Here is an 11,892-nt window from a genome sequence, read left to right as displayed (position 1 = left end):
AAAGGACTCCGCATGGGCCGCGTCCGGCTGCGCCGCTGCCATCCCGGATTTCCCTGTGCTCAAGCAAAAAGGCGAGTCCGCAGACTCGCCTCTCGTTCGCCGGGCGAGTGCGCCCGTTACTCGAAGCGCCCGGTGCGCGCCATTTCCATCAACCGCGCGATGCGTTCCTCGGTAGCCGGGTGCGTCGAGAACAGATTCGCGATGCCGCCGCCCGACAGCGGATTCATGATCATCATCTGCGCGGTGGCCGGATGCTGCTCGGCTGCGGGGAACGGAATGCCGCTCGCGTAACGATGAATCTTGTCGAGCGCCGAGGCGAGCGCTTGCGGATCGCCGGAAATTTGCGCGCCGCCACGGTCCGCTTCGAATTCACGCGCGCGCGAAATCGCCATCTGAATCAACGCACCGGCGATCGGCGCGAGCAGCGCGACAGCAATGCCTGCGATCGGGTTCGTCGGACGGCCGTTTTCATCGCGGCTGCCGAAAAACATCGCAAAGTTTGCGAGCGCGGAAATGGCGCCCGCCATGGTCGCCGAAACCGTGGAGATGAGGATGTCGCGATGCTTCACGTGCGCCAGTTCGTGCGCCATCACGCCACGCATTTCGCGCTCGGACAACACGCGCAGGATGCCGGTGGTGGCGGCGACGGCCGCATGCTCCGGATTGCGGCCGGTGGCGAACGCGTTCGGCGCGTCTTCGTTGATCAGGTAGACGCGCGGCATCGGCAGATTGGCGCGGGTGGCGAGTTCGCGCACCATGCGGTAGAACTGTGGCGCACTGTTTTCGTCGACTTCCTGCGCGTTGTACATGCGCAGAACCATCTTGTCCGAGAACCAGTACGAAAAGAAATTCATTCCAAGGGCGATCACGAGCGCGATCGTCATGCCGCGCGACCCGCCGATCATCCCGCCGATCACGATGAAAAGGGCCGTGATCGCGGCCATCAACATCGCGGTTTTGACCCAATTGAACATGTCTGCAACTCCTTGCCCTAACGCGGGTTCATATCTGCGCCGCATGATCGCGGCGGCTGATTGTAAGCGAAATGTTAGATATGGGCGCGTGAGGAAAATTCAATCATCTTGATGCGGTAGCGAGCTTGATGCCCAAGCCGACGAATGCGCTACCGACACCGCGGTCCATCCACCGCTTCACCAACGGCTTGCCGGAGAAGCGCTGGGTCACGCTGCCGGCGACCCACGCGACAAAACTGTTCCAGACCATGCTCATCACGACGAACACCCCGCCGAGCGTGAGGAACGCCAGCGCCTTATGGTCGCTGCCCGCGGTGACGAATTGCGGAAAGAACGACACGAAAAACAGCACGACCTTAGGGTTCAGCACATTGGTCCAGAAACCCTGCAGGAACAATTGACGCAGCGACTTCGGCGCGCCGGCAGCGCGCGCTTCGCCCACCGCAGGATCGACCGCCGGCTTGGCAAAAACGAGGCGCACGCCGAGATAGATCAGATATATGGCGCCGACGAACTTGATGACGGTGAACGCGGTGGCCGAAGCGGCCAGCAGCGCCGTCAAGCCGAACGCACAGGCAAGCGAATGAACGCAGCAACCGGCGGAGATGCCGAGCGCGGACATTAGCCCCGCGCCACGGCCCTGCGCGACGCTGCGCCCGACGATGTAAGCCGTGTCGGGACCGGGCGTCACGTTCAGCAGAAAAACCGCGACGACGAAAAATTCGAAATGGGTGATGCCAAACATGGGGATCCTATCCTCTAGGCGCGCGCCGTTGCATGAACAATTTTACCGCGCTGCAGGCTTGCAGCGGGGCGCTTGAACATCGGCCGAACGGACGATGTTCAAGCTATGCGCAAGGGTGTTATTTTGCTTCGGGAAGCTGGAAACGCTGGCCCGGGACCAGCGTGGCGCCGGCCAGAAAATCGCGCACCGGCAAACGCTTGCCGCCGGGTTTCTGCAATTGGATAAGGCGCAAAGCGCCTTCGCCACAGGCAACGACGACGCCTTCCGGAGAGACCTCGGCGATCGTGCCGGGCGCCGTGTTGCCTTGCGCCTCGACCGGGACCGCTGCCCAGATCTTGATCGACGTACCGTCTTCCAGCGTGCCCACGCCACCGGGAAACGGGTCGAACGCGCGCACCTGGCGCGCGAGGGTCGCGGCCGGCTTGCGCCAGTCGAGCGCAGCCTCGTGCTTGCCGATCTTTTCCGCGTAGGTCACGCCGTCCGCGGGTTGCGGCGTCGCCGCCAGCTTGCCGCTGCGCTCGAGTTCGATCAGCGCTTCGACGATCAGCTTCGCGCCGTCTTGCGCGAGGCGGTCGTGGAGAGTGGCCGTCGTGTCGTCGGAGGCAATTGGCGTGCGTGCTTCGGAAATCATCGCGCCGGTGTCGAGGCCGACATCCATCTGCATCAGCGTGATGCCGGTTTCCGCATCGCCCGCCTCGATCGCCCGATGAATCGGCGCGGCGCCGCGCCAGCGCGGCAACAACGACGCGTGAATGTTGATGCAACCCAGCGGCGGAATATCGAGAACTTCCTGCGGCAGGATCAGACCGTAGGCGGCCACCACCATCACGTCGTGCTGCGTGGCGCGCAATTGATCGATCGCGGCGGAGGCTTCGGCCGGATATTTGCCGGCACGACGCAACGAAGGCGGCTGCGCGACGGCAAGCCCATGTTCCTGCGCGTAGCGCTTGACCGGACTTGCCTGCAATTTCATCCCGCGACCCGCGGGCCGGTCGGGCTGGGTCAGCACGAGCGGCACCGGAAAACCGGCACTGTGGATCGCGGCCAGTGCCGCCGCGGCGAACTCCGGCGTGCCGGCAAAGATGACGCGCAACGAATGACTCATGAAGGGAGGCAGTAGGCGAGGTGGACGCGCGTTACATCGCGTGGGCGAGCTTCTTCATCTTGCTCTTGATGCGCGTCTGCTTGAGCGGCGACAGGTACTCGACGAACACGCGGCCCATCAGGTGATCCATTTCGTGCTGCACGCACACGGCCAGCAACCCCTCGCAATCGAGCTCGAAGGTTTCGCCCTTCTCGTTCAGCGCCCGCACGCGCACTTTCTCGGCACGCTCGACGTTGTCGTAAATGCCCGGCACCGAGAGGCAGCCCTCTTCCGACACTTCCTTCTCGTCGCTCGACCAGACGATTTCCGGGTTGATCAGTGCAAGCAGTTCGTCGTGCGCTTCCGACACGTCGATCACGATCACGCGCTCATGGACGTCCACCTGGGTCGCGGCGAGGCCGACGCCGGGCGCGGCGTACATCGTCTCGGCCATGTCGGCGACGAGCCTGCGGATGCGGTCGTTGACGGCTTCGACCGGCTTCGCAATCTTGTGCAGCCGCTTGTCCGGGTAATTGAGAATATTCAGTAAAGCCATGATCTTAAGTGTGTTTTTTCGGCGCCGCTGACCGGTGGAAGGCTAGCGTTGGCCATTCGGCCAGGTTGTGGGCGCATCGCGTAACGCAGAGGATAGAGGCTGTCGAACCGGTTCGATTCAACGCGCCACATGCGCCAAACGACGAGCCCGCGCGGGTGGGCGCGGCGCTGCAGTTATTTCGGATGATGAAAATTTTAGCATGGCGCCCGCCTGCCCGCTGGCCCTGTAAGAGGATCGACTTTCAATGCGTACCTTGCCCGCAACCGATATTGAACTCGCCGCCTGGCTGCGGCTCTCGCTCGCGCCGGGGCTGAAACCCGCGGCCCTGCGTCTGCTGCTGGGCGCTTTTGGACTGCCGCAAGCGATCTTCAATCGATCGTCCGAGGCACTTGCCGGGATCGCGGGCGAGGCCGCGGCGCGCGCCGTGCTGGCGCCGCCTGGTCCAGACTTCGACGCGCAACTCGACGCGGTGATCGCGTGGCGCGCGCTGGCCGGCAACCACGTGGTCACCCTCGACGATCCGGCCTACCCGCCAGCGCTGCTGACCATGCCCGATCCGCCGCCGCTGCTATATATAAAGGGCCGGCTGGATCTGTTGCATACGAGGGCGGTCGCCCTGGTGGGCAGCCGCAGCGCGACACCGCAAGGCGCTGAAGACGCTGAGCGCTTCGCGCGTGAGCTTTCGCAGGCGGGCGTCACGATCGTGTCGGGACTGGCGCTGGGCATCGACGGTGCCGCGCATCGGGGCGGCCTGGAAGGCGCCGGCGGCACGGTGGCCGTGATCGGCACCGGCGCGGACCTTGTGTATCCGGCCGCGCATCACGCGCTGGCGCGGCAGATCGCAGCGCAAGGCGCGATCCTTTCGGAGTGGCCGCTGGGCACGCCGGCGCGCGCCGCCAATTTTCCGCAACGTAACCGCTTGATCGCCGGCCTCGTCAGCGGGGTGGTGATCGTCGAGGCCGCCATGCGCTCGGGCTCGCTGATCACGGCTCGGCTCGCCAATGAAATGGGACGCGATATTTTCGCGTTGCCCGGCTCGATCCACGCACCGTTGTCGCGCGGTTGTCACCGAATCATCAAGCAGGGCGCCAGGTTGGTGGAAACGCCCGACGAAGTGCTGGAGGAATTGGGCTTCGCCAAGCCTGTGGCTGCGAAGGCAGCCAGCGGGCAGGCGATGCTTTGGGGCGACGCGGGCGTGCGAGATGCCTCAGCAGGACTGGCGTCGGTGGCAAATCAACCGGATTCGGTGGCCGCGCCAGCCTCAGCCGCGACTCGGCCAGAATCGGCAGCGGCGCCGAAATCATCCATGGCCCCGCCAGCCGTGAGTGCCGAAGCGCTGCAACTCCTCGACGCACTCGGCCACGCCCCCGCCACGCTTGAAATTCTTGCCTCCCGCACCGAGATGGGAGACGCGGCATTGCAAAGCACGCTGCTGCAGCTCGAACTCGCCGGCCAGGTGACCGCGCTGCCCGGCGGCCGCTTCATGCGAGCCACCCACAGCTGACCCCGTCTTGACCAGGGTTGACCACCATTCGGGATTGGCCATGCTACATTCGCGCCAAAGCACCTGACAAAAGTACGCAAGGAACCACCATGCCCGCGCTGAATCTCGACACCGACCAAGACCGGATCGCCGAGCGCGTCAACGAACCCGACACGCTGTTCGTGGCCTGCCTCTGCGCGGAGTGGTGCGGAACCTGCCGTGAGTATCGGGATGCCTTTGACCGGCTGGCGGACAAGCACCCGGAGATCTGTTTCGCATGGATCGACATCGAAACCCATGCGGACCGCTTCGAGGATCTGGACGTAGAGAATTTCCCGACCATCCTGATCGAAGACTCCGTAACGACACGTTTTTTTGGCACGGTTTTACCGCAGGCCGCGATTGTGGAGCGAATGTTGTCTGACTTGACAGCCGTTCCCGGCGTCAGCGGCGCGCCCAAACTACGGCCCGCGCTCGCCGTCGCGTGAATGTGGCCGCTCGCCGCTGAACCTTGCGGCACGGGCGTTGCAAGCGGCACACAGCGCGTTTTCCGCAGCTTGCCCAATTACTGGGCACGCAATTATCATGGCGCGCTTTTTATGGCACTTGACACGCCGCGTTCGCGCCGTGTGCTATAAAGCGGTCGTTATTGGGTCGCAAAGGTCGCAAACGAGGGTCGCGCTAATTCATGCGCACTCAAGGCCATCAACCCGGATCTACCAACCTCACATCGAGTCATGTCCAAAGCACTGATCATCGCCGAAAAGCCTTCCGTCGCGAACGACATCGCGCGCGCTTTGGGCGGTTTTACCAAGCATGACGAATACTACGAAAGCGACGACTACGTGCTTTCCTCGGCAGTCGGCCACTTGCTGGAAATCGCCGCGCCCGAAGACTATGAAGTCAAACGCGGCAAGTGGAGTTTCGCCAACCTGCCCGTCATTCCGCCGCATTTCGATCTGAATCCGATCGCCAAGAGCGAGTCGCGCCTGAAGGTGCTGACCAAGCTGCTCAAGCGTAAAGACGTCGATCGTCTGATCAACGCATGTGACGCGGGGCGCGAGGGTGAGCTGATTTTCCGCCTGATCGCGCAGCACGCGAAAGCCAGGCAACCGGTTCAACGCCTGTGGCTTCAGTCGATGACAGCCGGTTCGATCCGCGACGGCTTTGCCCGCCTGCGCAGCGACGAAGAAATGCAGCCGCTCGCCGATGCGGCGCGCTGCCGCTCGGAAGCCGACTGGCTGGTCGGCATCAACGGCACGCGCGCCATGACCGCGTTCAACAGCAAGGGCGGCGGCTTCTTCCTGACCACGGTCGGGCGAGTGCAGACGCCGACGCTGTCGATCGTCGTCGAGCGCGAAGAAAAGATTCGCCGTTTCGTGCCGCGCGATTATTGGGAAGTGAAGGCGGATTTCGTCTGCGCGGGCGGCTTCTACGAAGGCCGCTGGTTCGATCCGAAATTCAAGCGCGACGAGTTCGATCCTGAAAAGCGCGATTCGCGCCTGTGGGCACTGCCCGCGGCCGAGACGATCGTCGCTGCCTGCCGTGGCCAGATCGGCACGGTGACGGAAGAATCGAAGCCGTCCACGCAACTATCGCCAGCGCTGTTCGATCTGACCAGCTTGCAGCGTGAAGCCAACGGACGCTTCGGCTTCTCGGCAAAGAACACGCTGGGCCTCGCCCAGGCGCTGTACGAAAAGCACAAGGTGCTGACCTATCCCCGGACCGACGCGCGCGCGCTGCCGGAAGACTATATGGAGACGGTCAAGCAGACGCTCGGCATGCTCAAGGAGAGCAACAACTATCTCCCGTTTGCCAAGCAGGTGCTCGACAAGGGCTGGGTGAAACCGAACAAGCGCATCTTCGACAACTCGAAGATCAGCGACCACTTCGCAATCATCCCCACGCTGCAGGCGCCGAAGAATCTGTCCGAACCGGAACAGAAGCTCTACGACCTCGTCGTAAAACGCTTCCTGTCGGTGTTCTTCCCGGCTGCCGAATACAAGGTGACGACGCGGATCACGGAAGTGGTCGGCCATCACTTCAAGACTGAAGGCAAGGTGCTGGTCGAACCGGGCTGGTTGCAGGTCTATGGCCGCGAAATCAGCGGCGAAGACGCGAACCTCGTGCCGGTGCAGAAGGACGAGAAGGTCAAGACGGACAAGATCGCCGCCCAGCAACTGGTGACGAAGCCGCCCGCGCGCTACAACGAAGCGACCTTGCTGTCGGCCATGGAAGGCGCGGGCAAGCTGGTCGAAGACGACGAGTTGCGCGAAGCGATGGCGGCCAAGGGGCTCGGCACGCCGGCCACGCGCGCGGCCATCATCGAAGGGTTGCTCGGCGAAAAGTATCTGATCCGCGAAGGCCGCGATCTGATTCCGACCGCCAAGGCATTCCAGCTGATGACGCTGCTACGCGGCCTCGGCGTGAAGGAACTGACCGCGCCGGAATTGACCGGCGAGTGGGAATACAAGCTCTCGCAGATGGAACGCGGCAACCTGCCGCGCGACGCGTTCATGCAGGAAATCGCCCGCATGACACAGACCATCGTCAAGCGCGCGAAAGAGTACGATTCGGACACGATCCCGGGCGATTACGCGACGTTGCAAACACCGTGTCCGAATTGCGGCGGACAGGTGAAGGAAAACTACCGGCGCTTTGCGTGCTCGAAGTGCGAGTTCTCGATCTCGAAGATTCCAGGCGGTCGTCAGTTCGAAATCCCGGAAGTTGAAGAGTTGTTGCAGAACAAGACGATCGGACCGCTGTCGGGTTTCCGCAGCAAGATGGGCCGCCCGTTCTCTGCGATCCTCAAACTCTCGCTCGATGACGAGATCAAGAACTACAAGCTCGAGTTCGACTTCGGTCAGGATTCGGGCGGCGAAGACGGTGAACCGCCTGACTTCTCCGATCAACAGGCGGTGGGCGCGTGTCCGAAGTGCAAGGGCCGCGTGTTCGAACACGGCATGAGCTACGTCTGCGAAAACTCGGTCGCCAATCCGAAGACCTGCGACTTCCGCTCGGGCAAGGTGATTCTGCAGCAGGAAATTGCGCGTGAGCAGATGGCGAAATTGCTCGAGGAAGGACGCACCGACCTGCTGACGAACTTCAAGTCGTCGCGCACCGGCCGCAACTTCAAGGCGTTCCTCGTCAAGCAGAACGACGGCAAGATCGGCTTCGAATTTGAGAAGAAAGAGCCGTCGGCCAAGACGGCTGCGAAGACGGCCGCAGCAAAGACTGCAGCCAAGGCAGCGCCGGAGTCGGACGACGAAGACGCACCGGTCGCAGTGAAGGCGGCGCCCGCCAAGAAGGTCGCGGCGAAGAAAGCGCCCGCTACGAAGACTGCTGCTGCAAAGACCGCTGCCGCCAAGAAGGCGCCGGCCAAGAAAGCGGTCGCGCGTAAGACGGGTTCGTAAGTAAATCGAGCAGGCAACCGGGAGGTACCCAGATCCCGGCTCGCCTCATTCCCGCCCAGAAAAAAGGCGCAGTCACGTGAAGTGACTGCGCCTTTTGTTTTGGAGCACCGACCTGCGCTTGCCTCAGCGCCGCCGGTGCTATCGCACGAATGCTTAAAGCGGCGAAAGAGCAGTGGGCCGTGGACGATTCGTCGTCTTTGCCAACGTCTTCGGCAGCGGCGACAACTCGCTGTCCAGTAGCCGTGACAGCGGTTCAGCGCCATCGAACGCTTCCGGCGGCATGTGATCCGCGGAATCGAGTGCTGCGGACGTGGCGGGCCGGCCTAGCCCGTCCTTGATCCACTGCTCGCCGAGCAGGCTGTTCGGCGTCTGGCTGAAATGCTCGACCAGGTGATCGATGAACGTACGCACCTTCGCCGGCAGGTGGCGGCGGCTCGGATACGCGATGTTGATCTCGACCTGCGGCAAACGGAAATCGCCGAGCAAACGCACGAGCCTGCCGCGCGTCATGTCGCGGCCGATCAGATAGCTCGGCAGAATCGCGATGCCCATGCCGAGCAACGCGAACTGCCGCAGCATTTCGGTGTTGTTCGCCACGATGACGTTGGACGGCCGCACCCGCACTTCGCCTTCAGAACCCGTGAACACCCGCTCGTCGCCCCAATACTCGGACGGCAAGCTCAGGCACGGGTGCTCGAGCAGATGCTCGGGACGCGTGGGCGTGCCGTGTTTTTCCAGGTATGCGGGCGTCGCGCACACCGTCATGCAACCGGTGGTCAAACGCCGCGTGACAATGCTCGCGCTGCGCATTTGCCGCGTGACCACGACACCCACGTCGAAACCTTCTTCGACCAGATCGACCTGGCGGTCGACCAGCGTGACATCGGGAATGACTTTCGGATAGCGCTCCGCGTACGTCTGCAGCACGGGCGCAAGGTTATGCAACCCGAACACGACCGGTGCGACGATTCGCAACGTGCCGACGGGTTCGTGATTGCGCGCGACCACCATCTGCTCGACGTCTTCAAGTTCGTCGAGAATCTGGCGCGCGCGCTCAAGATAAACCTGGCCGGATTCGGTCAGAGACAAGCTGCGGGTTGTGCGATTGAGCAGCCGCGTACCAAGACGGCCTTCGAGATCCGCAACGTGACGGGTGGCAACTGCGTTGGAAATATCCATCGCGCTCGCAGCGCGGGCAAAACTGCCGAGATCCGCCACTTTGACGAAAACTCGCATCGACTGCAAATGATCCATAGGACAACTCCTGCCGTGTTACAGCTTCCTGACAATTAGTGAAAACCAGTGAAGCGAACTTGGAATTCTCCTACGACTCGCGAAATCGTGCAGAAGTTGCCCGGGAATGCCGAAATATTGTCGATATTTGTGCGACTGTGTTCCCCAGTGCGGGGCTCGAACCTCGATTATTCCGACAAAGGCAACAATCTGCTGCGCTGCAGCTTGCACTGTCTTTTTTGTTCGAACAGACGCAAAGGTCATCCGGCCTTGGTGAAATCAGGAAAAGTCGCGATGCGGGGTCGGACCAGCAAAGAAAAGCCGCCCGAAGGCGGCTTCCGTGCGAAGTGAATACTCACCTGATCAGGCAGCGAGTTTTCCTTCGAGCGCGCGTTTTGCCTCGGTCAGAGCCGACGGCAAACCTTGCTGCAACGTGTCAAACAGCTCGGCATGGAGCGCGAGTTCGGCGCGCCAGGCCGCGTCGTCGACGGAGATCACCTGTTGGAATTGCTCGCGGCTGAAATCCAGACCACTCCAGTCGATGTCTTCATAGCGCGGCGACACGCCGAATGCGTGCTCTTCGCCCTGCGCCTTGCCTTCGATGCGCCCGACCATCCAGCTCAACACGCGCATGTTCTCGCCGAAACCCGGCCAGACGAACTTGCCGTCCGCGCCCTTGCGGAACCAGTTGACGCAGAAGATCTTCGGCAGCTTCGCGTTCAGTTTTTCGAGACGCTCGCCGGTTTTCAGCCAGTGTCCGAAGTAGTCGCTCATGTTGTAGCCGCAGAACGGCAGCATCGCGAACGGGTCGCGGCGCACCACGCCCTGCTGCCCCGCCGCCGCCGCGGTGGTTTCCGAGCCCATGGTGGCGGCCATGTAGACGCCTTCGACCCAGTTGCGCGCTTCAGTGACGAGCGGCACGGTAGTCGAACGGCGGCCGCCGAAAATGAACGCATCGATCGCCACGCCCACCGGGTTTTCCCAGTCGGCATCGATCGACGGACATTGCGACGCCGGCGCCGTGAAGCGGGCGTTCGGGTGCGCGGCCTTGCGCCCGCTCTCCTTCGCGCTCGCCGGCGTCCAGTCCTTGCCCTGCCAGTCGATCAGGTGCGCGGGCGGCACATCGGTCATGCCTTCCCACCAGACGTCGCCGTCGTCGGTCAGCGCGACGTTCGTGAAGATGACGTTTTCCTTCAACGTGGCCATCGCGTTGAAGTTGGTCTTTTCGCTCGTGCCAGGCGCGACGCCAAAGTAGCCCGCCTCCGGGTTGATCGCGTATAGACGGCCGTCCTTACCCGGCTTGATCCATGCAATATCGTCGCCGATCGTGGAGATTTTCCAGCCGTTCAGCCCTTCCGGCGGAATCAGCATCGCGAAGTTGGTCTTGCCGCAAGCCGACGGAAACGCCGCCGCGACGTGATGCTTATGCCCTTGCGGCGACGTCACGCCGAGAACCAGCATGTGCTCGGCGAGCCAGCCTTCGTCGCGGCCCATCGTGGAAGCAATACGCAGCGCAAAGCACTTCTTGCCCAGCAGCGCATTGCCGCCGTAGCCCGAGCCGTAGCTCCAGATTTCGCGCGTTTCGGGGAAATGGACGATGTATTTGGTCTCGTTGCACGGCCACGGCACGTCTTTCGCGCCCGCTGCGAGCGGCGCGCCGACCGAATGCACGCACGGCACGAACGGGCCGTCTTCGCCCAGCACCTCATACACCTTGCGACCCATGCGCGTCATGATGCGCATGTTGGTCGCGACATACGGGCTGTCGCTCAACTCGACGCCGATATGCGCGATCGGCGAACCGAGCGGGCCCATGGAGAACGGCACCACGTACATGGTGCGTCCGCGCATGGCGCCGTCGAACAGGCCGTCGAGCGTCGAACGCATCTCGGCCGGCTCGAGCCAGTTGTTGGTTGGTCCGGCGTCTTCCCGGCGCTGCGAGCAGATAAACGTGCGATCTTCGACACGCGCCACGTCCGACGGATCGGACCATGCCAGATAGGAATTGGGACGTTTGGCGGGATTGAGTTTCTTGAGGGTGCCGGCTTCGACCATCTGGGCACACAGGCGGTCGTATTCTTCCTGCGAACCGTCACACCAGACGATTCGATCGGGCTTGGTCATGGCGGCAACGCGCTGGACCCAGTCGATCAGTTTTCGGTGTTTGACCCACTCGGGCGCCCCTACGGACACCTCGCTAACGGGCTGTCCTTCGAATGAGGGATGATTCATCGACCTGTCTCCGTTTTGAAAGCAATAGAAAAACGGTACAAGCCCAGCGACGCTGCATACGAGAGGCGTTCAATTCATCACGCCGACATTCCTACAAGCCGACGTGCAATTTGTGCAGGTCATCGTGGGCTACACAGCCTGTTGCGCGGAGGTGTCCGCAGACGGCTTCTGC

The 11,892-nt window shown here is 62.6% G+C and carries 9 protein-coding genes; 3 read left to right on the top strand and 6 right to left on the bottom strand.

Translation table 11 applies throughout. The features are described 5' to 3' along the window. Positions 1-116 precede the first annotated feature (116 nt). From htpX to def, 4 genes are all read right to left on the bottom strand, one after another. Entirely contained in the window at positions 117-974 is an 858-nt protein-coding gene (gene htpX, locus DSC91_RS26375; protein ID WP_115781550.1) for a zinc metalloprotease HtpX, read from the bottom strand. A gap of 103 nt (positions 975-1,077) precedes the next feature. Further along, the gene (locus DSC91_RS26370) at positions 1,078-1,719 is read right to left on the bottom strand and encodes a LysE family translocator (RefSeq protein WP_115781549.1); all 642 of its coding nucleotides are present in this window, start codon (positions 1,717-1,719) and stop codon (positions 1,078-1,080) included. 118 nt (positions 1,720-1,837) lie between these two features. Beyond that, entirely contained in the window at positions 1,838-2,824 is a 987-nt protein-coding gene (fmt, locus tag DSC91_RS26365) for a methionyl-tRNA formyltransferase (protein ID WP_115781548.1), read from the bottom strand. Positions 2,825-2,855: 31 nt separating this feature from the next. Further along, entirely contained in the window at positions 2,856-3,359 is a 504-nt protein-coding gene (gene def / locus DSC91_RS26360) for a peptide deformylase (protein WP_115781547.1), read from the bottom strand. A 244-nt stretch (positions 3,360-3,603) separates the two neighbouring features. Between def and dprA the strand changes: the two genes are divergently transcribed. The 3 genes from dprA to DSC91_RS26345 all read left to right on the top strand — a co-directional run bounded on the left by dprA (position 3,604) and on the right by DSC91_RS26345 (position 8,255). Further along, entirely contained in the window at positions 3,604-4,863 is a 1,260-nt protein-coding gene (dprA, locus tag DSC91_RS26355) for a DNA-processing protein DprA (protein ID WP_115781546.1), read from the top strand. Between the two features lie 89 nt (positions 4,864-4,952). Next, positions 4,953-5,330 (top strand): thioredoxin family protein, encoded by a 378-nt coding sequence (locus DSC91_RS26350; RefSeq protein WP_054037185.1) that lies wholly within the window; start codon positions 4,953-4,955, stop codon positions 5,328-5,330. A gap of 249 nt (positions 5,331-5,579) precedes the next feature. Next, positions 5,580-8,255, top strand: coding sequence for a DNA topoisomerase III (locus tag DSC91_RS26345; RefSeq protein WP_115781545.1), 2,676 nt, complete (start codon positions 5,580-5,582; stop codon positions 8,253-8,255). A gap of 153 nt (positions 8,256-8,408) precedes the next feature. Here the strand turns inward: DSC91_RS26345 and DSC91_RS26340 are convergent, their stop codons facing one another. After that, positions 8,409-9,509: a LysR family transcriptional regulator gene (locus DSC91_RS26340; RefSeq protein WP_115781544.1), complete on the bottom strand. Its 1,101-nt coding sequence runs from the start codon at positions 9,507-9,509 to the stop codon at positions 8,409-8,411. 342 nt (positions 9,510-9,851) lie between these two features. Then, positions 9,852-11,720 carry a phosphoenolpyruvate carboxykinase (GTP) gene (locus tag DSC91_RS26335; protein ID WP_115781543.1) on the bottom strand — a complete coding sequence of 623 codons (1,869 nt, stop codon included), beginning with the start codon at positions 11,718-11,720 and terminating at the stop codon, positions 9,852-9,854. Between the last annotated feature and the right edge of the window lie 172 nt (positions 11,721-11,892).

The sequence above is a fragment of the Paraburkholderia caffeinilytica genome (assembly GCF_003368325.1).
GTDB classification, from domain to species: domain Bacteria; phylum Pseudomonadota; class Gammaproteobacteria; order Burkholderiales; family Burkholderiaceae; genus Paraburkholderia; species Paraburkholderia caffeinilytica.
The sequence above is the reverse complement of the archived record's forward strand: the minus strand, read 5'-3'. Positions and strand labels throughout refer to the sequence as shown.